This is a genomic window from Herbivorax alkaliphila (genome assembly GCF_030848475.1).
Lineage (GTDB): Bacteria > Bacillota > Clostridia > Acetivibrionales > Acetivibrionaceae > Herbivorax.
On the sequence record NZ_JAVDDS010000004.1, the window covers coordinates 22,651 to 43,210 of the forward strand.

The 20,560-nt window shown below is 32.6% G+C and carries 19 protein-coding genes; 17 read left to right on the top strand and 2 right to left on the bottom strand.

Going from position 1 to position 20,560, the window contains the following annotated elements; translation table 11 throughout:
- The first annotated feature begins 13 nt into the window (after positions 1 to 13).
- The 8 genes from queA to RBH29_RS02130 all read left to right on the top strand — a co-directional run bounded on the left by queA (position 14) and on the right by RBH29_RS02130 (position 7,673).
- Positions 14 to 1,039 (top strand): tRNA preQ1(34) S-adenosylmethionine ribosyltransferase-isomerase QueA, encoded by a 1,026-nt coding sequence (queA, locus tag RBH29_RS02095; protein ID WP_306694794.1) that lies wholly within the window; start codon positions 14 to 16, stop codon positions 1,037 to 1,039.
- Between the two features lie 15 nt (positions 1,040 to 1,054).
- Complete coding sequence (gene tgt / locus RBH29_RS02100) at positions 1,055 to 2,173, top strand: tRNA guanosine(34) transglycosylase Tgt (protein WP_306694796.1); 1,119 nt, start codon at positions 1,055 to 1,057, stop codon at positions 2,171 to 2,173.
- A 62-nt stretch (positions 2,174 to 2,235) separates the two neighbouring features.
- Entirely contained in the window at positions 2,236 to 2,520 is a 285-nt protein-coding gene (gene yajC, locus RBH29_RS02105; RefSeq protein ID WP_306694797.1) for a preprotein translocase subunit YajC, read from the top strand.
- A 222-nt stretch (positions 2,521 to 2,742) separates the two neighbouring features.
- Positions 2,743 to 3,498 carry an ABC transporter ATP-binding protein gene (locus tag RBH29_RS02110; RefSeq protein ID WP_306694798.1) on the top strand — a complete coding sequence of 252 codons (756 nt, stop codon included), beginning with the start codon at positions 2,743 to 2,745 and terminating at the stop codon, positions 3,496 to 3,498.
- The gene (locus tag RBH29_RS02115) at positions 3,498 to 5,141 is read left to right on the top strand and encodes a putative ABC transporter permease subunit (protein WP_306694799.1); all 1,644 of its coding nucleotides are present in this window, start codon (positions 3,498 to 3,500) and stop codon (positions 5,139 to 5,141) included. The genes RBH29_RS02110 and RBH29_RS02115 overlap by 1 nt, the downstream gene beginning before the upstream one ends.
- 62 nt (positions 5,142 to 5,203) lie before the next feature.
- A complete protein-coding gene (locus RBH29_RS02120) occupies positions 5,204 to 6,187 on the top strand; it encodes an ABC transporter substrate-binding protein (RefSeq protein ID WP_306694800.1) in 984 nt (327 codons plus the stop codon).
- Positions 6,162 to 6,941: an ABC transporter permease gene (locus RBH29_RS02125; protein ID WP_306694801.1), complete on the top strand. Its 780-nt coding sequence runs from the start codon at positions 6,162 to 6,164 to the stop codon at positions 6,939 to 6,941. The genes RBH29_RS02120 and RBH29_RS02125 overlap by 26 nt, the downstream gene beginning before the upstream one ends.
- 15 nt (positions 6,942 to 6,956) lie before the next feature.
- A complete protein-coding gene (locus tag RBH29_RS02130; protein ID WP_306694802.1) occupies positions 6,957 to 7,673 on the top strand; it encodes an ABC transporter ATP-binding protein in 717 nt (238 codons plus the stop codon).
- A gap of 149 nt (positions 7,674 to 7,822) precedes the next feature.
- Here RBH29_RS02130 and trmB read toward each other — a convergent pair whose 3' ends face one another.
- Together trmB and RBH29_RS02140 are read right to left on the bottom strand one after the other, a co-directional pair.
- Positions 7,823 to 8,506 (bottom strand): tRNA (guanosine(46)-N7)-methyltransferase TrmB, encoded by a 684-nt coding sequence (gene trmB / locus RBH29_RS02135; protein WP_306694803.1) that lies wholly within the window; start codon positions 8,504 to 8,506, stop codon positions 7,823 to 7,825.
- A gap of 181 nt (positions 8,507 to 8,687) precedes the next feature.
- Positions 8,688 to 9,155 (bottom strand): carbohydrate-binding protein, encoded by a 468-nt coding sequence (locus tag RBH29_RS02140; protein ID WP_306694804.1) that lies wholly within the window; start codon positions 9,153 to 9,155, stop codon positions 8,688 to 8,690.
- A 228-nt stretch (positions 9,156 to 9,383) separates the two neighbouring features.
- On the opposite strand from RBH29_RS02140, the gene RBH29_RS02145 reads away from it, so the two are divergent.
- The 9 genes from RBH29_RS02145 (at position 9,384) to RBH29_RS02185 (ending at position 20,315) form a co-directional block, all read left to right on the top strand.
- Complete coding sequence (locus tag RBH29_RS02145; protein ID WP_306694805.1) at positions 9,384 to 9,794, top strand: TIGR04086 family membrane protein; 411 nt, start codon at positions 9,384 to 9,386, stop codon at positions 9,792 to 9,794.
- Between the two features lie 330 nt (positions 9,795 to 10,124).
- Positions 10,125 to 10,679 (top strand): bifunctional pyr operon transcriptional regulator/uracil phosphoribosyltransferase PyrR, encoded by a 555-nt coding sequence (gene pyrR, locus RBH29_RS02150; RefSeq protein WP_306694806.1) that lies wholly within the window; start codon positions 10,125 to 10,127, stop codon positions 10,677 to 10,679.
- Between the two features lie 393 nt (positions 10,680 to 11,072).
- A complete protein-coding gene (locus RBH29_RS02155) occupies positions 11,073 to 12,011 on the top strand; it encodes an aspartate carbamoyltransferase catalytic subunit (RefSeq protein ID WP_306694807.1) in 939 nt (312 codons plus the stop codon).
- The gene (locus tag RBH29_RS02160) at positions 11,995 to 13,281 is read left to right on the top strand and encodes a dihydroorotase (protein ID WP_306694809.1); all 1,287 of its coding nucleotides are present in this window, start codon (positions 11,995 to 11,997) and stop codon (positions 13,279 to 13,281) included. The genes RBH29_RS02155 and RBH29_RS02160 overlap by 17 nt, the downstream gene beginning before the upstream one ends.
- Before the next feature lie 31 nt (positions 13,282 to 13,312).
- Positions 13,313 to 14,248, top strand: a complete 936-nt coding sequence (gene pyrF / locus RBH29_RS02165) for an orotidine-5'-phosphate decarboxylase (RefSeq protein ID WP_306694811.1) — start codon at positions 13,313 to 13,315, stop codon at positions 14,246 to 14,248.
- Between the two features lie 26 nt (positions 14,249 to 14,274).
- A complete protein-coding gene (locus RBH29_RS02170) occupies positions 14,275 to 15,363 on the top strand; it encodes a carbamoyl phosphate synthase small subunit (protein ID WP_306694812.1) in 1,089 nt (362 codons plus the stop codon).
- 45 nt (positions 15,364 to 15,408) lie between these two features.
- Positions 15,409 to 18,624: a carbamoyl-phosphate synthase large subunit gene (carB, locus tag RBH29_RS02175; RefSeq protein WP_306694813.1), complete on the top strand. Its 3,216-nt coding sequence runs from the start codon at positions 15,409 to 15,411 to the stop codon at positions 18,622 to 18,624.
- 1 nt (position 18,625) lies between these two features.
- Positions 18,626 to 19,411: a dihydroorotate dehydrogenase electron transfer subunit gene (locus RBH29_RS02180; protein WP_306694814.1), complete on the top strand. Its 786-nt coding sequence runs from the start codon at positions 18,626 to 18,628 to the stop codon at positions 19,409 to 19,411.
- Positions 19,404 to 20,315, top strand: a complete 912-nt coding sequence (locus RBH29_RS02185; RefSeq protein ID WP_306694815.1) for a dihydroorotate dehydrogenase — start codon at positions 19,404 to 19,406, stop codon at positions 20,313 to 20,315. Before RBH29_RS02180 ends, RBH29_RS02185 begins: the two co-directional genes overlap by 8 nt.
- The last annotated feature ends 245 nt before the right edge of the window (positions 20,316 to 20,560 follow it).

Below are 20,560 nucleotides of genomic sequence, written 5' to 3' on the forward strand. Positions count from 1 at the left end.
AAATGGTGTTTAAATGAAAGTTAATGATTTTTATTATGATTTACCACAGGAGCTTATTGCTCAGGAACCATCAGGAGATAGACAGTTGTCTCGGATGATTGTACTAGATAAAGAAACGGGAAATATTGAACATAAAGTTTTTAAAGACATAATTCAATATTTAAATAGAGGGGATTGTCTTGTTTTAAATAATACAAGAGTAATTCCGGCAAGATTGATTGGGGAGAAGGAAGATACTGGTGGCAAAATTGAATTTGTTCTTTTAAAGAAAATTGATGGTGACGTTTGGGAAGTAATTTTAAAGCCAGGAAGAAAAGCAAAACCTAAAGCTAGGTTTGTTTTTGGAGATGGAATACTGAAAGCTGAAGTTTTAGAGATTTTAGAAGAAGGCAACAGACTTGTCAGATTTGAGTATGATGGTGTTTTTGAAGAAATTCTTGACAGGGTAGGAATAGTACCATTACCTCCATATATCACCAAAAAACTTGATGATTCTGAACGTTATCAGACAGTTTACTCAAAACACAAAGGTTCTGCTGCAGCTCCAACTGCAGGACTTCATTTTACCAAAGAGCTTTTAGATGAAGTAAAAGACAAAGGCGTTGAGATTGCTTTTGTTACTCTTCATGTGGGTTTAGGAACCTTTAGACCTGTCAAAGTAGAAAATATTAAAGAACATAAGATGCACAATGAGTTTTATTGGATAAATGAAGAAGATTGTGACAAAATAAACAGAGCTAAAAAAAATGGAAATAAAGTGATTTCTGTTGGAACAACAAGTAGCAGAGTTCTTGAGACTGTTGGTGATGAAAGTGGAATGGTAAATTCTCAAAGTGGCTGGACAGATATTTATATCTATCCAGGCTATAAGTTTAAAGTTGTAGATGCATTAATTACAAATTTTCATTTACCTGGCTCTACGCTAATTATGCTTGTAAGTGCATTAGCAGGCAGAGAAAAAATATTAAGAGCTTATGAAGAAGCAGTAAAAGAACGTTACAGATTTTTTAGTTTTGGAGATGCTATGTTTATAAAATAGAAAAGTAGGAGAGATATGAGCGCAATAAAATATGAATTTATAAAAAAGTGTAAGCAGACGGGAGCAAGGCTTGGAAGGGTTCATACACCTCATGGGTATTTTGATACTCCCGCATTTATGCCTGTAGGTACTCAGGCAACTGTAAAGGGGATGTCCCCTGATGAATTAAAAGACATTGAAGCACATATAATACTCAGTAATACATATCATTTGCATATGAGACCTGGGGAGGAAATTATAAAGGAAGCAGGAGGTCTTCATGGCTTTATGAATTGGGACAGGCCAATTCTAACAGACAGTGGAGGATTTCAAGTTTTTAGTCTTGGGGATTTTAGAAAAATTAAAGAAGAGGGAGTTACTTTTAAATCCCATATTGATGGATCAAAAAAATTTCTTTCACCAGAGAGTGCAACTAAAATTCAAAACTATTTAGGTGCAGATATTATAATGGCTTTTGATGAGTGCATTCCATATCCTGCAGAATTTGAGTATGCAAAAAAATCGTTAGAGAGAACAACTAGGTGGGCAAAAAGATGTATTAAAGCTCATGAAAATCCTGAAAAACAAGCGTTGTTCGGTATTGTACAGGGAGGTATGTATAAAGAGCTAAGACAACAAAGTGCAAATGAACTTTTAGAACTTGATTTTCCTGGTTATGCAATTGGTGGATTGAGTGTTGGAGAGCCTGGAGAAGAAATGTATGAAATGCTTGAGTGTACAGTGCCACTTCTTCCAGAGAAAAAGCCTAGGTATCTTATGGGAGTTGGAAGTCCTGATTATTTGATAGAAGGTGCAATTAGAGGGATAGATATGTTTGATTGTGTTCTTCCAACTAGAATGGGGAGAAATGGTACCATATTGACCAGCAGGGGAAGAGTGATTGTAAGAGATGCTTCAAATGCAAGAGATAATTCTCCTATGGATGCGGAATGTGATTGCTATGCTTGCAGGAATTTTTCTAGGTCATACATAAGGCATCTTATAAAAGTAGGAGAAGTTTTAGGCATTAGACTTACCACTTGGCATAATCTGAGATTTTTATTGAAATTAATGAAAAATGTAAGGGAGGCTATTAAGGAAGATAGGCTTGGAGATTTTAGGGATGAGTTTTTTGGAAAATTTGGTTACAAATAAGCTTTTACGTGCTTTTATAAAAAAGCACTAAAATAATATATAGAATTAGGAGGATTAGTATTATGGAAGGTTTAGGTGAATTATTTGGTGCATTTGCGTTTCCTTTATTTTTTGTAGTTATTATGTACTTTATTCTTATTAGACCACAAAAGAAAAGGCAACAGCAACACAGAGAAATGATTGAGGCAGTAAAAGTTGGTGAAAATGTTACAACATCAGGTGGGATAGTCGGCAAGATAATCAATATTAAAGATGATGAAGTTGTTTTAGAAACAGGTGTTGAGAAAACCCAAGTAAAGATAAAGAAATGGGCAATAAGTGACATCGAAGAAGTACAAAAGGCATAAAAAAAGGGACTTATATAAAGTTCCTTTTTTTTAGGTAAAAGAGATTGATATTTTTCTATACTTTTGCTTGAAAATTATTGTTAAAAATGCTAGAATTCTTTTAAAATAACATGCACCTAAAGTAGTGGTTAAATCAGTTTAAAAGTAAGTTTTATCATAAATAAAAATAAAGTCTTGTCAATAGATTAAAGATGTTACAAGACATATGAAAAGAGGGATTAAATGCTTGAGGTGATTGATTTAGTAAAAAATTACGGGAAAAAGCAGGCTGTTAAAGGAATTAGTTTTACAGTCAAGCCAGGTGAAATATTTGGTTTTTTAGGACATAATGGAGCAGGAAAATCAACAACAATTAAAATCTGCTCAGGCCTTTTAAAACCTACATCTGGAAATGTAAAAATATGTGGACATGATATAGCAAGTCATCCTATTGATGCAAAAAGAAATCTTGGATATGTTCCTGAAAATCCATATCTTTATAGTAAACTGACAGGAAGAGAATTTTTGATGATGGTATCAGGCATATATTCAAAAAAAGTTTCTAAAGATGAATTAAAAAGAATAGATGACTTACTTGAAGAATTGCAAATTATAGATGATGCAGATAAACTTATTGGTACTTATTCACAGGGAATGAGAAGAAAAATTACAGTAGGTGCTGCAATTTTACATAGACCTAAAGTTCTTTTGTTGGATGAGCCCACTACAGCTCTTGATGCTGTAAGTGCTAAAGTTGCAAAGGATTTATTTAGAAAGTATGCAAATGAGGGCTCTGCCATATTATTTACAACTCATATAATGGAAATTGCTGAGAGGATATGTGATAGAATAGGCGTTATTTATCAGGGAGAATTAATTGCTGTAGGCACACTGAATCAGTTAAAAGAAAAAGCCGCACTTCCTGGATCTACACTTGAAGATATTTTTGTAGAGCTTACAAAAAGTAACCAAATGGAATCTGATGGGAGTGAAGGTTGATGAATTATATTTTATGGTTTTTAAAATTAAGGTTTTTAATTTTAAAAAATATACTCTGGCGTGATAAAAAAACCATTGCCAGAACTATATTTATTGGAATACTTATTGTAATATCTCAAGTGTTTTTGATAAATATGGTTAATAGATTATTTATCAAAGATATATTTGTTGGTGATGAAAATGTAAGAATAGCTGTTGCAACTACTTTTTTTGCCATTGGAGTTGGGTGGATATATCTATTATGTTTTTTTGACAGTGCAAACAATTTAATTCGTAACTTCTATAGGTCACCGGATTTAAATTATCTTATAACCATACCAGTTCCTATAAACTATGTCTTTATGTCGAAGTTTATTGAATATATTGTAAAAAATACTTGGGGAAAACTTTTTTTGGTCTTTCCTGTTTTGTTTGCAATGGGGCAAAGTTTATCTGCACCGTGGTATTTTTATTTTCTTATAATACCTTTTTATATATTAATATCAATTGTACCTAGTGCAGCTGGAGTTATTATTGGTATGTTAGGTGTAAGATTGCTTTCATCAAAGATATACTCTTCAATAATTGTTGTTTTTTCTTTTGTTGTCAATATGGGTTTTTTTATACTCTTAGGAAGAATTGAATCTATAATAGACCTACACATGGAAAGTGTTTTGGAGTTTTTCCAAAGACCCTTTGTGATGGATTTATTTTCATTTACAGCAGGTATAAGGATATTTCTTTTTGCTGTGCTAGGTTCTATAGGTGAGCTAATGTTATCTTTGAGTTTATTAATATTGGTAACAGGTCTTATTACTGTATTAATTTTTATTTTTGCTCAAAGATTTTTTTATACAGGATGGAGTAAGAGCCAACATACTGAAGCTAAGATTTATAAAAATAAATGGGAAAAATCATATGATACTAAAAAAAATTATTTGTGGAATTGGATTAAGGGTGAATGGAAGATGGCATTTAGGAATAAAGAATTATTACCAGGGTGTGCCATGTTTTTAGGTGGATACTTAATAATGCTTATTGTATTAATTGCAAGAGATATTTTTAGCAATCCTTTATTTAATATTTATCTTTTAATGGCTATAGCAAGCTTTATTAATGTTATAGCTGTTTCAATACCTTTTATTCCTATTGAACTTGCCACAGATAAAAATCTTGTCAAAAACAGATACTGGCTTTTAAAAGTAATGCCTTTAAAGGCTTCAGATGTATTTAATATTCAATGTACAATGATTTTAGTGCCTGTATATATTATAAGTTTTACAGGAATAATGGTATATTCTATTTTAAATGGGGTAGGTATTTTGTCAATAATTTTAGCAGGTATTGCACTAGCACTTTTGCTATGTGGCTCTGTAGCTCTAACTTATGCTATAGACATATTTGTTTTGGATAAATTTTATGATAAAAATAAGATTATAGGAAATATAATAGCTATGGTTCTGCCTATAACATATTCAATTTTATCAGTTGGTCCTATAATTTTATTTTTAATAGAAGACTTTCCTGTAAGTGTTAGTTTTATACAAAAGTTTTTGAATCTTCCAATTGTAATTATTATTTTTGTCTTTGTTACAATATTTAGTTCTATAGTTTCTAGAAAAGTATTTGTACATTCGTGGAGCAACATGGAAATTAATAATTGATTGAAATCATTAATTTTGTGGGATATAATATAATACGGTTTAGAAAGGAGAGGGAGTATACCATGAAAAAAGTATTTAAAAAAACAATGATAGCTATTATTTCATCAGTTATTATATTAAGTATGGCTGGATGTAGTAATGAAACAGAGCAAAAAGAACCTGTTGCAGTGGCTGCACTAAATGGACCTACTGGGATGGGAATGGTTAAGTTAATTGAGGATAGTGAAGAGGGAAAAACTGATTTAGATTATGATTTCACACTTACAGGAAGTCCGGATAATTTAAATGGAAAGATTATTAGTGGAGAAGTTGATATTGCAGCAGTTCCAACCAATCTGGCCATGACTTTACATAATCGTACAGAAGGACAGATACAATTAGCTGCCGTAAATACATTAGGAGTATTATATGTTTTAGAAAATGGGAACAGCATCAATGCTATTGAAGATTTGAAAGGAAAAACTGTAAATGTAAGCGGTAGGGGTTCTATGCCGGATTTCCTATTCCAGTACCTTTTGAGCAAAAACAACCTTCAAATAAATGATGATGTTACAGTTGATTTTAACCTTGAACATGCTGACCTTGCGGCAGCTGTAGCAGAAGAGGATATTGATATTGCCCTTTTGCCACAGCCACATGTAACTACAGCTATGATGAGAAATGAAAATGCAAAAATTGCATTGGATATTACTGAGGAATGGGAAAAAGTATCTGATGGAAGAGAGCTTATAATGGGTGTTATTATTGTGCAAAGAGAGTTTGCAGAAAACAACAAAGAATTGTTGGACAATTTTTTGGATGAGTACAAACAATCTATAGAATTTGCAAATCAGAATGTGGATGAGACTGCAGAATTAATTGAAAAGTATGAGATATTACCAAATGCACAAATTGCCAAAAATGCAATACCTTACTCTAATATAGTGTATAGAGATGCTAGTGAGGCAAAAGAGTCATTACAGGAGATTTATGAAGTATTATATAGTTTTGAGCCTAGGTCTGTTGGGGGCAAAATAGCAGATGAAGAATTCTATTATGAAAGATAAAAACAGCCTTATAAAAAAGATATTTATATTTGTTTTTTGGATAGGCATATGGCAGATTATCCATTTAATTATTGGACGGGACATTTATGTTCCGTCTCCTTTAAGTGTTTTTATTCGTTTGAGTGAATTGATATTTTTAAAGACTTTTTGGATTTCTGTTGCTAATTCTATATACAGGGTAGTTTTGGGGATTTTTCTTTCAATACTAATTGGTGCATTAACTGCTGTTATTTCAAGTTTGAGCAACTTTGTATATAATCTTATACAGCCTTTAATGACTGCGATTAAATCAACGCCGGTTTTATCATTTATAATTATAGCTTTAATTTGGTTTTCTTCCGGGAATGTTCCAATATTTATTTGTTTTCTCATGTGTTACCCAGTAATATGGACAAACCTTGTTGCAGCAATTAAAGATGTGGATAAGAATCTTCTAGAAATGGCTGAAGTGTACAAAGTAAAAAAAAGCATTACATTAAAAAAAGTATATATTCCATCTATTTTGCCATATTTTTCAGCTGCATGTATTACATGTCTTGGGCTGGGGTGGAAAGTTAGTGTAGCAGCAGAAGTGTTAAGCCACCCTAAAAACGCTATAGGAAGCAATTTATATAGTGCCAAGGTATATTTAGATTCTTCAGAACTCTTTGCATGGACACTTGTAGTTATATTGTTAAGCTTTATATTTGAAATTATATTTGCAAAAATAATAAGGAAAGTTGCTATTAAAAGATCGTCGGTGAAAACTATTTAAATGGAGGAAAAATAATTGGAAGTAATTATTAATGAATTAAAAAAGAGTTTTGGAAATTTAAAAGTTATCGATAATTTAAGTTTAAAATTCAATTCAAATAAAATTCATTGTATATTTGGGCCTTCAGGATGTGGTAAAAGCACATTAATCAATGTAATGACAGGCATTATATCAGCTGATTATGGAACAATTGAAGGACTAGAACAAAAGAAATTTTCCTATGTATTTCAAGAAGAGCGTCTTTTGCCATGGGCAACGGTAGAAGAAAATATTTTGTTTGTGTTGGAAAGTTATTATAAAAAGGAGAGGGCAAAAAAGCTTTCAGATAAGTACATTTCCCTTGTTGATTTATCAGAGTTTAAAACTCATTATCCTGACCAGTTAAGCGGAGGAATGAAGCAAAGAGTTTGTATTGCTAGAGCTTTTGCATTTGATGGAGATATTCTTGTAATGGATGAGCCTTTTAAGGGATTGCATTTAGATTTAAAAAAGAAACTTATGAACTATATTATAAATTATTTAAAAGAAAACAATAAGACAGTTTTTTTTATTACACATGATATTGATGAAGCCTTATACTTAGCAGATAGCATACATATCTTTAAGGGGCCTCCTTTAAATCTTAAAAAAAGCATCAAAATAAATATCCCTTCTCTTAGAAGTAAAAACAAAAAAGAAGAAATGGAAAGTTTAAAAAATGAAATTTTAAATGTTTCTGGTATTAAATATTAAATCAAGATTCTTATTTTATCCACTTAAATAACATCCAACCAACTAGTGCAAGTTTCGTAAATTCATAAGCATACTTAATCCAGCTTTTATGATTGTTTTGAGCATTAAAATATGCTCACATAATAACTGTGTCTTGCACTAGTAAGTTTTTATTGAATGTGAAAGGCGCCAGAACTGTCTATATGTTTGGCTATTAGAAACATTATTTTGTGCCCCTCTTTAGAGTACATTTTCTCATGTTCTGTTTCTATATTTTCATCAAAGTCACTGGAATGAAGGTCGTATGTAAGATAATTTATGCTAAAGCCTGATTGTTCAAAATACTTTATAGAGTCTTTAAATAGCTGCAAATTATCTGTTTTAAACCAAATTTCACCTCCGAGAGATAAAAAGGTTTTGTACTGTCTCAGCTGATTAGGATGAGTAAGGCGTCTGGCTCTGTGAGTGTTTTTATACCATGGATTGCAAAAATTAATAAATATTTTATTGACAGAATCGCATTCATTCATTATTTTATGAATAATCATTATTTCAAAAGCCATAATTTTTATGTTCTTAGTATCTAAGTTAGAAATAGAATATTCTTTTTCAATTTTCTCTTTTGCCAAAATCAGCATTTCGTCTTTTATATCTATACCAATAAAATTTATATCAGGGTGGGAAGAAGCAATTTTTGATATAAAGCCTCCTTTGCCACAGCCTAATTCTAACCAAATTTCACTTTGGTTTGGGAAAATACTATGCCATTTTCCTATATAGTTTTGTGGATTTTCAACAAAAAAATCACATGCTTCAAGGGCAGGTCTTGCCCATGGTTTTTTTCTAGTTCGCATAAACTAACACCTCAAATTTAAAATGTAGATATTATTATAGCATAAAGAAATCAAAGAGCATATAGAGTATTTAAGTGAGGGTGTATATATTATTAGTGTTTAAAAAATGGAATGGGTATTTTGAAACAAGTTGCACTGCCTTCAAAAAGAAAACAGTGCAACTTTTATTAATGTGCTTTTTTTAGCAAACATAGTTTTCAAAATTATAGTTGTGACCTGAATTGTTATCCCAATGTTCTGCATTGTCTTTAAATGCAATGTTGATGTTTCCAGGTCTTTTAACGGTAAACATTAATTCAAACTTGTTATCTTTTGTTTTAGACATTGGATGTTCCTCAACATCTTCCCAGTTAAGGTTATTTCCATAGCCTACAATTGCATGGATTTCATCTGATCCATTTTTAGATAAAATACCGTCATAAAGTAATTTAAAAGTTTTTTGTGCATTTTGCATATAAACTCCACTTTGTGAATAAGAATTATTTTCTTCATATTTTGGAGCCTCTGAGTTCTCTGTAGCTAAGTCTTCAGAGAACTCGTGGTCAATTCTATTAACGTCAGCTGGTGCAATATCTGTAGGTCCTAATAGATTGTTATCTTTGATGTCAGCTTTTTTGGTTTTATTAAAAAGAAAATCTAAAAAACCCATAATTGAACCTCCTAAGTTTAACTTACAATGCACAAAAACTAATGGTTGTTTTAAAAAAGCACATCTTTATTTTAGACTGTTTGGTATCATAATATTTTATTAATATATAGGTATTCATGTGAAAAAAAGGGTTGAATTTGAGAATGCTTGATTTATTCGTGTTCTAATTTTAAGTACAAAGCAATAAATTATTAATGTACTAAAAAAGATTTATTTATGGAGGTTAATATGAATAATAAAACTGGTCAGTCGGCAAAAAATATTATGGATGAACATGCAAATACATTGAGCATAGCAAAAGCAATACTTGTGTCATATCTTATCACACTGCCTGTTTTTGCAATATTTGCATATATTTTGACTTTTACTGATTTTCCACAAAAGTACATATCATCTTTTGTAATTATTACTACATTGCTTAGTGTGGTGATAGCAGGATGGATTTCCACAAAATACATTAGAAGCAAAGGATGGTTAAATGGAGGCATTGTTGGTTTTGTATATATGTTGGTGTTGTTTTTGTTAAGCAGTACTACATTTGGAGATTTCAGTATAAACAAGCATGTTGTAACAATGTTTGTTATAGGCACTTTAACAGGCAGTATTGGAGGAATACTTGGGATTAATTTCAAAAGATAATCTGAAGTGAATAAATTTTTTAAACTGTATAACCAAATTGTATAGACAAGGATATTATTTTTATGATATGATGATATAAAGTTGAATAAATATTAGGGTACCTAGTCCCGATTTTGTTAAGTCTTTCACTTGGTGTAAGGCTTAGGTTAAAAACCTTTAATTGAGTCCAGAGAGGCTGGAAAGGTTAGAGTAACGAGTCAAACATAGTGTGTATTATACTTTGTGCTTTAGCTTCTTGCCGTCTGGTAAGAAGCTTTTTTGAAATATACTTAAACAAGATAAAGTGGGGCGTTTACAAAACCTATTACAAATATTAAGGGGTGTAAAAAAATGGCAGAAAAAGCTATAATAATGGATGAAAGTGGTATAATCAGAGCAGTAACAAGAATAGCACACGAGATTATTGAGAAGAATAAGGGTGTAAATGATTTAGCTTTGATTGGAATTCAACGTCGTGGTGTACCCCTTGCAAGAATGATTGCTGAAAAAATTAAAGGAGTAGAGGGAAAGGACATTCCGATAGGAATTTTAGATATAACTTTATATAGGGATGATTTAAGTCTTTTAGCGGAACATCCAGTAATAAATGGAACAGAAATTGATTTTCAAATTGATGGTAAAAAAATTGTTCTTGTAGATGATGTTATATACACAGGTAGAACTGTCAGAGCTGCAATTGATGCCTTAATGGATATTGGAAGACCAAAGATGATTCAACTTGCAGAATTGATTGATAGAGGACACAGAGAACTTCCGATACGTGCTGACTACGTAGGGAAAAATGTTCCAACATCTAAGTTTGAGGTTGTGAATGTTAACTTGTATGAAGTGGACAGAGTGAATTCTGTAACAATAAGTGATATGGAAAAGGGAGTTAGCCATTAAAGAATGCGATGAGAATAGGAGTTATTTCTTAGCCATTAAAAAAATAATGCCTTAGAAATAAAAAAGAGTTTTAATAATGTTTTATTTAAATAAAAGTAGGGATTTAAATGGTAAAGTTAGTTTGTTTTAAAAAAATAAAGGACAAGTATAAAATGTGTCTAAGTAGCGTTAGATATAATATTCCAGTTGGGGGTATTTACTTAAAGGCAAGTAATGTTACCTGCCTTCCACATTTAAATTATTCTATTTTTAAAAATGAAATTTGGAAAAAAGTTATTTTAAATGGTATAGATATTAAAAATAGTAAGGGGATTACCCTTACTATTTTTTTGAGTTCTTTTTGCTTGAAAAGGAAATCATATAATAAAGTTTTATTTTAAGTGAGGTGGGAAAATGGTTTTAAAATCAAAAAATCTTTTAGGATTAAAAGATTTAACAGCAGGTGAAATTGAACATATTTTGAGTAATGCAAAAACAATGAAACTTATTCTTGGTTCAAAGAATAAAAAGACCCCACATTTGCAGGGGAAATCCATTATAACGCTGTTTTACGAAAACAGTACAAGGACAAGACTGTCCTTTGAGCTTGCTGCTAAATACATGAGTTCTAGTGCTGCTAATGTATCAGCATCAGGAAGTAGTGTAGCAAAGGGAGAATCACTTATTGATACAGCTAAGACCATTAATATGATGGGAGCAGATGTAATTATACTAAGACATCCTATGTCAGGGGCTCCTCATCTTTTAGCTAAAAATGTAGATGCTTCTGTTATAAATGCAGGAGATGGAATAAATGAGCATCCTACTCAGGCTCTTTTGGATATGTTTACCATTATAGAAAAAAAGGAATCTTTAAAAGATTTGAAAGTTGCGATAATAGGTGACATATATCACAGCAGAGTAGCTAGGAGTAATATTTGGGGAATGTCAAAGATGGGTGCTAAAGTTAGTGTTGCAGGACCTACAACGCTAATGCCTCCTGAGTTAGAAAAAACAGGTGTAAAAGTTTTCAATACAGTTCAGGAAGCACTTATTGATGCTGATGTGGTTATGGGACTTAGAATGCAAAATGAAAGACAAAAAAGTGGCTTGCTTCCTGGAATAAGAGAATATGCAAGGTTTTTTGGGCTTGATGAAAAGAGAATGAAGCTTGCAAAAAAAGATGCAATTGTATTACATCCAGGCCCTGTAAACAGAGGCGTAGAGCTTACAACTTCAGTTGTTGATAATGATAAATCATTTATAGATGAACAGGTTACAAATGGTGTAGCTGTGAGGATGGCACTTTTGTATCTTTTGACAAGGAGGGATATTAATGAAAATACTGATTAAAGATGGTCATATTGTGGATGTTAGAATGAATTTAGATAAAAAAGCAGATATCTTGATTGAAGATGGAAAAATATCTGAAATAGGTGAAAATCTAGAGTTTTCTAGTGGGGATATAGTGTATGCAGAAGGAAAGTATGTTTTTCCAGGATTTGTTGATGCCCATTGTCATTTAAGAGATCCAGGATATGAGTATAAAGAAGATATAGAAAGTGGAACAAGAAGTGCAGCAGCAGGAGGATTTACATCTGTTGCCTGTATGCCAAATACAAATCCTGTTATTGATAATCAATCAATAGTAAAGTACATTATAAATAAAGCAAAGCAGGAAGATATGGTAAATGTATACCCGATAGGATCAATATCTAAAGGGTTAGAGGGAAAAGAACTCTCAGAAATAGGAGAGTTAAAATTTGCTGGGGCAGTTGCCTTATCAGATGATGGAAGACCTTTAGAGAACGCCTCACTAATGAAAAAGGCTATGGAATATTCATCAATGTTTGATATAACAATAATATCTCACTGTGAAGAACTTAGTTTAGCAGAAGAAGGTGTTATGAATGAAGGATATCAGTCTACAATACTAGGGCTTAAAGGAATACCTGCACCTTCGGAAGAAATTATGGTTGCAAGGGATATTATATTGTCAGAATACACCAAAGTACCAGTTCATATTGCACATGTAAGTACAGAGCTTTCGGTAGATCTTATAAGGCATGCAAAGAAAAGAGGAGTAAAAGTAACCTGCGAAACTTGTCCTCACTATTTTGTGCTTACTGATGAGGCGTGTAGTGATTTTAATACTTTTGCAAAGGCAAATCCTCCTTTGAGGACAAAAAAAGATGTTAATGGTATCATTGAAGGCTTAAAGGATGGAACTATTGATATTATTGCTACAGACCATGCACCTCACCACATAGATGAAAAAAATGTTGAATTTAATGTTGCTGCTAATGGAATATCAGGTTTTGAAACAGCTATTCCACTGGCAATAACTTATCTTGTAAAACCAGGACACCTAACACTAAAACAATTAGTTGAAAAGATGTGTATAAATCCTTCTAAGTTATTAGGACTTGGAAAAGGTACTTTAGAAGTTGGGAGTTATGCAGATATAACTATAATAGATATAGATGAAGAGTTTTTGGTTGATGTTCAAAATTTCAAATCCAAAGGAAAAAATTCACCATTTAATGGTTTCAAACTAAAGGGAAGTATTTATCATACCATTGTAAACGGGAAAATATTGGTTAAAGAAAAGATTTTATTATAAAGAAATATTTAGTAAAAAGGAGAGTTATGAAATGTTTGTTGATGTATTAATTGAAAAAATCAAAGAAAAAAACAACCCATCTGTAGTTGGATTAGACCCTAAAATTGACTATGTACCTACTTTTATAAAAAAAGAATCATTTAAAAAACATGGAAAAAGTATAAAGGGAGCAGCAAATGCAATTTTAAAGTTTAACAAGTATATTATTGATGCTGTATATGACATTGTTCCAGCGGTTAAGCCTCAGATGGCCTATTATGAGATGTATGGAGTTGAAGGTGTGAAGGCTTTTTCTGATACATGCAAGTATGCAAAAGAAAAAGGTCTTTTAATACTAGCAGATGGAAAAAGAAATGACATAGGTTCAACAGCTAAAAGTTATTCTACGGCATTTTTGGGAAAAAGTTCAATTGATAATGACGAAAAGGAATCTATATTTGATGTAGATGCACTTACGGTAAACCCATATCTTGGTGTGGATGGAATAAAACCTTTTATTGCTGACTGTGATAAGTATAACAAAGGGATTTTTGTTCTTGTAAAAACTTCAAATTCCTCTTCTGGGCAGTTTCAAGATATTCTTACTCAAAGGGGAAAGAGTATGTATGAAATTGTTGCAGAATACGTTGAAGAATGGGGAAAAGAAGTTAAAGGGAATTATGGATATAGTAGTGTTGGTGCAGTTGTTGGAGCGACATATCCCAATCAGGCAAAGGTACTTAGAAGCAAATTAAAAAGTGCATATATTTTAGTTCCAGGTTATGGTGCTCAGGGAGGAACTGCAAGAGATGTGGTTCATTCCTTTAATCCAGATGGCTTGGGGGCTATAGTAAATGCATCGAGAAGTATTATTTGTGCCTATAAGTCAGAAAGATGGAGAGAAAAATATACAGAGGAGAAGTTTTATGAAGCTTCAAGAGCAGAAGCATTGAGAATGAAAGAAGATATTAACAGTGTGTTAAAATAAACTGTTTTAAATAAGGTGGGATTATTATGAAAGCTGTTTTAGTACTTGAAGATGGTACGGTGTTTGATGGTGAAAGCTTTGGTGTAAAAGGAGAAGTTGTTGGAGAAATAGTGTTTAATACAGGTATGACAGGGTATCAGGAGGTTCTGACAGACCCATCATATCATGGACAGGTTGTAACGATGACTTATCCTCTTATCGGGAATTATGGGGTTAATATAGACGATTTGGAATCAGCAAAACCTCAGGTTAAAGGTTTTGTTGTCAGAGAATTGTGTGATAGGCCTAGTAACTGGAGATCTGTTGAGACATTGAATGAATATTTTAAAAGAAATAATATAATTGGTATTCAAGGTGTTGATACCCGAGCGTTAACGAGACATCTAAGAGATAAGGGAACTATGAGAGGAATAATTAGCACAGATGTTAAATTTAAATTTGAGGATAAGAAAGAAGAGGTAGAGGCATATAAAATTAAAAACCCCGTAGATTTAGTTACAACAAGGGAAGTTAAGCACTATAAAGGGGATGGATATAAAATTGCTTTAATAGATTTAGGAATTAAGCAAAATATTATAAGGTCACTTTCAAAAAGAGGTTTTGATATATATGTTTTTCCGGCTTATGCAGAAGCAAAAGAGATTTTAGATATAAAGCCTGATGCTGTAATGCTTTCAAATGGTCCGGGAAATCCAAAGCACTGTGTCGATACAATAAACACTGTAAAGCAATTAATAAATGACCTTCCGTTTTTTGGAATATGCCTTGGTCATCAGGTTATTGCCCTTGCAAACAATGCAGATACACAAAAGCTTAAATTTGGACATAGAGGTTGCAACCATCCTGTTAAAGATATACAAAAAGATTTAACTTATATTACATCCCAAAATCATGGGTACACTATTATAGAAGAATCATTGGATAAAAGTAAAATGGAAGTGAGTCATATAAATATGAATGATAATACAATTGAAGGAATAAGGTACAAGGACATTCCAGTGTTTACAGTGCAGTTTCATCCTGAGGCTTCTCCAGGACCTACAGACACTGCATATCTTTTTGATGAATTTTTGGAAATGATAAAAAAGTGTAAAGATAAAAGTGAATCAGCATGATACGATATAAAATTTTTAAGAAAGCCTAAAGAGGGGGGATGTTAAATGCCTAAAAGAAATGATGTTAAAAAGGTTTTGGTTATTGGTTCAGGTCCTATAGTTATAGGACAGGCTGCAGAGTTTGATTATGCAGGAACACAGGCTTGTAGAGCTTTAAAAGAAGAAAATATTGAAGTTGTTTTGGTAAACAGTAATCCAGCAACAATAATGACAGATATTAATATTGCAGATAAGGTTTATATAGAACCTCTTACTTTAGACTCAGTCAAAAATATAATAAAAATAGAAAAGCCAGACAGTATACTTCCGACGTTAGGAGGACAGACAGGATTAAATCTTGCCATGGAGCTTGAAGAGATAAATTTTCTAAAAGAAAATAATGTTAAACTTTTAGGAACTGCAACTGATGCAATTAAAATGGCAGAAGACAGACAGGCATTTAAAGATACTATGGAGAGTATTGGAGAGCCTTGTATAGCAAGCAAAGTGGTTGGGACAATCGAAGATGCAATGCTTTTTGCAGAGGAAATTGGATATCCTGTTGTTATAAGACCAGCCTATACAATGGGAGGTGCTGGTGGAGGTATTGTATACAATGAAGAGCAGTTAAAAGAAATAGGGAGTACAGGACTCAGACTTAGCAGAGTTCATCAGGTGTTAATTGAAAAATGTATTTCAGGTTGGAAGGAAATTGAGTATGAGGTTATGCGTGACAGCAAGGGGAATGTAATTACAGTTTGTAATATGGAAAATATAGATCCTGTAGGTGTTCACACTGGAGATAGTATAGTTGTAGCACCTTCACAGACACTTTCTGATAAAGAGTACCAGATGCTTAGAACTGCTTCATTAAAAATTATTTCTACTTTAGGGATTGAAGGAGGTTGTAATGTTCAGCTTGCTCTTCATCCTACAAGTTTTGAATATGCAGTAATAGAAGTTAATCCAAGGGTGAGCAGGTCATCAGCCCTTGCGTCAAAAGCTACCGGATACCCAATTGCAAAGGTGGCATCAAAAATAGCTATAGGGTATGGATTGGATGAAATTGAGAATGCTGTAACTAAAAAAACACTAGCATGTTTTGAACCAACTCTTGACTATGTGGTAGTTAAAATACCAAAATGGCCTTTTGATAAATTTGTAAAAGCTAGAAGAACTCTTGGAACTCAAATGAAAGCCACTGGTGAAGTAATGTCTATCAGTACGTCTCTTCAAGGAGCTTTGATGAAAGCATTAAGATCTTTAGAGCTTGGAATTTTTACATTAGAGCAGGATATTTATAAAAAATTTACCGATGATGAAATAAGAAAAAAGGTTAAAGATGTTGATGATGAAAGGCTTTTTGTGATAGCAGAGGCAATGAGGCGAAATGTTTCGGTAGAAGATATTCATCAAATTACAAAAATTGATTTATTCTTCTTGAGCAAAATAAAGGAAATTGTAGATATGGAAGAAAACCTCAAAACCATTAAATTAGAGGGTCTTACTATAGAAGTGATGAAAAAGGCAAAGAAAATGGGCTTTACCGATAATATAATTGGAAAGTATATTGGGTGCGACGAAAAAGATGTTTTGCAAAAAAGAAAAGAATTCGGTGTTTGTGCAGTGTATAAAACAGTAGATACCTGTGCAGCAGAGTTTGAAGCAATGACCCCTTATTATTATTCAACTTACGATCAACACTGTGAAACAAAGCCATCCAAAAACAAAAAAATACTAGTAATTGGTTCTGGACCAATAAGAATAGGTCAGGGAATAGAATTTGACTACTGTTCGGTACATTCAATATGGGGACTAAAAGAAGAGGGCTATGAAACTATAATTGCAAATAATAATCCTGAAACTGTAAGTACAGATTTTGATACTGCAGACAGACTCTATTTTGAGCCGTTAACAGATGAAGATGTTAAAAACATTGTAGAAACTGAAAAAGTAGATGGAGCAATAGTTCAATTTGGAGGTCAAACAGCCATTAAGCTTACAAAATCACTTGATGAAATGGGTGTCAAAATATTTGGAACAGAGCCAGAGTATATTGACGCAGCAGAGGACAGAGAAAAGTTTGATGCAATACTAGAAGAGGTCAAAATCCCAAGACCTCAAGGTAAGACTGTGTTTACACTAGATGAGGCATTAAAAGTTGCACAAGAACTTAAATATCCTGTTTTAGTAAGACCATCTTATGTGCTTGGCGGTCAGGGAATGGAGATTGCATTTAATGAAAAAGACATTGAAGAATTTATGGAAATAATAAACAGAGTAAAACAGGAGCATCCTATATTAATAGACAAATATATGATGGGTAAGGAAATAGAAGTTGATGCAATTTGTGATGGTGAAAGCATTTTGATTCCAGGCATAATGGAGCATCTAGAAAGAGCAGGAGTGCATTCTGGTGACAGTATATCTGTTTACCCAACACAGACTATTGATGAAAGTATAAAGAAAAAAGTGGTTGACTATACCAAAAGGCTTGCAAAAGCACTCAATGTTATAGGCTTGATTAACATTCAATATGTCTATTATGATAATGAAGTTTATGTTATAGAGGTAAATCCACGTTCTAGTCGTACAGTTCCATATATAAGCAAAGTGACAGGCATTCCAATGGTGAATATTGCTACACGCATTATGATGGGTAAAAAACTTTCGGATTTTGAGTTTGGAACAGGGCTTTATAAAGAATCAGAATATGTTGCAGTAAAGGCACCAGTGTTTTCTTTTGAAAAACTTCACGATGTGGATATCAGTTTAGGACCTGAAATGAAATCAACTGGTGAGGTTTTAGGTATTGCAAAAACATTACCTGAAGCTTTATACAAAGCTATTATTTCATCAGGTATAAAAATTCCTAAAAAAGGTGGAGGAATTCTTATGACCGTTAGGGATACTGATAAGACCGAATTAATACCGATTGCAGAAGAATTTGAAAAACTTGGATTTGACCTTTATGCAACAGGAAAAACTGCTAATATGTTAAACAACCAAGGAATTGCAACTAATGCAGTTAGAAAAATTGGAGAAGGTGAACCAAATATACTTCATTTAATTCAATCGGGAAAAATCAGTCTTATAATTAATACTCCAACAAAGGGAAGAAAACCCGATCGAGATGGTTTTAAGATAAGAAGAAAGGCAGTGGAAATGTCCATACCATGTCTTACTTCACTTGATACGGCAAGGGCTGTTGTTGATTGTGTTAAAATTAAAAAAGATGAAAAGGATTTTGAAGTGATTAATTTGAGTGTTTTTGGAGGATAATATGTCTAGGATTTTAAGTGAAAAGGTTGAAAGTGTAGAAAAATTATCAAGGTCTATTTATAAAATGACTATTAATTCAGAATATATAGTGGAAAGGGCATATCCTGGACAGTTTGTTAATATTAAGTGCTGTGATGGAATAAATGCTCTTTTAAGAAGACCTATCAGTATATGCAATGTGGACAAAGAAAAAAAATGCATTGACATTGTATTTCAAGTAAAGGGGATTGGTACAGAATATTTGTCAAAGAAAACACTTGGCGATAAAGTAGATTTAATTGGGCCTTTAGGGAATCCTTTTACAATATTGAAAGAAGTCAAAAATGTAGCTGTTGTTGGTGGAGGTATAGGAGTTTTTCCACTTTTGTATCTTTTAAGTGAGATAAAAGCTGCAAAAAAGTCAGCTTTTTTAGGTTTTAGAAATAAAGACTTTGTTGTATTAAAAGATGAATTTGAAAAAAACTCTGATAAACTTTTTATTTCCACTGATGATGGAAGCGAAGGTTCTAAGGGACTTATAACTGTTCCCTTAGAAGAGCAGCTTAAAAGTAGTAAGTTTGATATAATTTATACCTGTGGACCGACGCCTATGATAAAGAAGGTTGTGGATATAGCAAAGGAAAATGAAATTAAATGTCAGGTTTCTTTAGAGCAGAGAATGGGTTGTGGAATAGGGGCGTGTCTTGTGTGTGCTTGTAAAACAAAAAGTGACGATGGGTGGAAATATAGTCATGTATGCAAGGACGGGCCTGTATTTTGGAGTAATGAGGTGATTTTCGATGACTGATTTAAGTGTTGATATAAAAGGAATGAAGTTTGAAAATCCTGTTATTGCGGCATCTGGTACGTTTGGATTTGGAAGAGAGTTTAAAGATTATACTGACCTTGATATGATAGGAGGTATATCAGTAAAGGGATTAACTTTAGAGTCTAGGCAGGGAAACAAACCGCCAAGAATTGCAGAGACTCCAGCAGGAATTTTAAATAGTGTAGGGCTTCAAAACCCAGGTGTTAAAGGGTTTATAAGAGATGAAATCCCTTTTTTGAGAAAGCACAAAACTAAAATTATTGTCAACATTGCAGGAAATACAATAGAAGACTATTGCGAAATGGCAGAAATATTATCGGATGAGGATATTGACGGCATTGAACTCAACGTTTCCTGTCCAAATGTAAAAAAAGGATGTGCAGCTTTTGGAACTACTTCTGAAGGAATTAGTGAAATCACAAAAAAAGTAAGAAAGTATTGCAAAAAGCCTCTTATAGTAAAGCTTACGCCCAATGTAACCGATATAAAAGAAGTAGCTAAAGCTGCAGAAGAGGAAGGAGCAGATGCCATATCACTTATCAATACCATTTTAGGCATGGCAATTGATATACACAAAAAAAGGCCTGTTCTTGCCAATAATATGGGTGGTATGTCAGGACCTGCAGTAAAGCCAATTGCAGTTAGGATGGTTTATGAAGTAGCACAGTCTGTAAATGTACCTGTAATAGGTATGGGAGGTATTTCGAATGGAGATGATGCCATTGAATTTATGTTAGCTGGAGCCAGTGCGATAATGGTGGGAACGGCGAATTTTGTAAATCCTGCCGCCTGTGTTGATGTTGTAAATGGTATCAAAAACTATATGAAAATTCATGATTTTAAAAGTGTTTATGATGTAATTGGAAAAGTTAAATTATATTGATTGAGAAAAACAGTATAAACCCTTGAATTAAATACTGCCTACATATATAATAACTATTAATAAAAAGGATTTTTAGCCTTGTTAATAGAAAAATACCTTTAAATAATGGCTAAGAAATAACATCTGATTCTCATAGTCAAAAACCTGTTAAATCATCGGGATTTTCTTCTTGAGAATAGGGCGTTATTTCTAAGGTATTCCTTAAATAAAAACAAAAGGCGATTAAGGTATTAGATATTATTAAA

Excerpts from the sequence above, each read along its gene's own strand:
- RBH29_RS02140 (WP_306694804.1), bottom strand. The coding sequence starts at position 9,155 with ATGGGTTTTTTAGATTTTCTTTTTAATAAAACCAAAAAAGCTGACATC.
- RBH29_RS02155 (WP_306694807.1), top strand. The coding sequence starts at position 11,073 with ATGGTTTTAAAATCAAAAAATCTTTTAGGATTAAAAGATTTAACAGCA.
- RBH29_RS02185 (WP_306694815.1), top strand. The coding sequence starts at position 19,404 with ATGACTGATTTAAGTGTTGATATAAAAGGAATGAAGTTTGAAAATCCT.
- RBH29_RS02125 (WP_306694801.1), top strand. The coding sequence starts at position 6,162 with ATGAAGAATTCTATTATGAAAGATAAAAACAGCCTTATAAAAAAGATA.
- RBH29_RS02110 (WP_306694798.1), top strand. The coding sequence starts at position 2,743 with ATGCTTGAGGTGATTGATTTAGTAAAAAATTACGGGAAAAAGCAGGCT.
- RBH29_RS02145 (WP_306694805.1), top strand. The coding sequence starts at position 9,384 with ATGAATAATAAAACTGGTCAGTCGGCAAAAAATATTATGGATGAACAT.
- queA (WP_306694794.1), top strand. The coding sequence starts at position 14 with ATGAAAGTTAATGATTTTTATTATGATTTACCACAGGAGCTTATTGCT.
- tgt (WP_306694796.1), top strand. The coding sequence starts at position 1,055 with ATGAGCGCAATAAAATATGAATTTATAAAAAAGTGTAAGCAGACGGGA.
- RBH29_RS02115 (WP_306694799.1), top strand. The coding sequence starts at position 3,498 with ATGAATTATATTTTATGGTTTTTAAAATTAAGGTTTTTAATTTTAAAA.
- pyrR (WP_306694806.1), top strand. The coding sequence starts at position 10,125 with ATGGCAGAAAAAGCTATAATAATGGATGAAAGTGGTATAATCAGAGCA.
- trmB (WP_306694803.1), bottom strand. The coding sequence starts at position 8,506 with ATGCGAACTAGAAAAAAACCATGGGCAAGACCTGCCCTTGAAGCATGT.
- RBH29_RS02160 (WP_306694809.1), top strand. The coding sequence starts at position 11,995 with ATGAAAATACTGATTAAAGATGGTCATATTGTGGATGTTAGAATGAAT.
- carB (WP_306694813.1), top strand. The coding sequence starts at position 15,409 with ATGCCTAAAAGAAATGATGTTAAAAAGGTTTTGGTTATTGGTTCAGGT.
- pyrF (WP_306694811.1), top strand. The coding sequence starts at position 13,313 with ATGTTTGTTGATGTATTAATTGAAAAAATCAAAGAAAAAAACAACCCA.
- RBH29_RS02170 (WP_306694812.1), top strand. The coding sequence starts at position 14,275 with ATGAAAGCTGTTTTAGTACTTGAAGATGGTACGGTGTTTGATGGTGAA.
- yajC (WP_306694797.1), top strand. The coding sequence starts at position 2,236 with ATGGAAGGTTTAGGTGAATTATTTGGTGCATTTGCGTTTCCTTTATTT.
- RBH29_RS02120 (WP_306694800.1), top strand. The coding sequence starts at position 5,204 with ATGAAAAAAGTATTTAAAAAAACAATGATAGCTATTATTTCATCAGTT.
- RBH29_RS02180 (WP_306694814.1), top strand. The coding sequence starts at position 18,626 with ATGTCTAGGATTTTAAGTGAAAAGGTTGAAAGTGTAGAAAAATTATCA.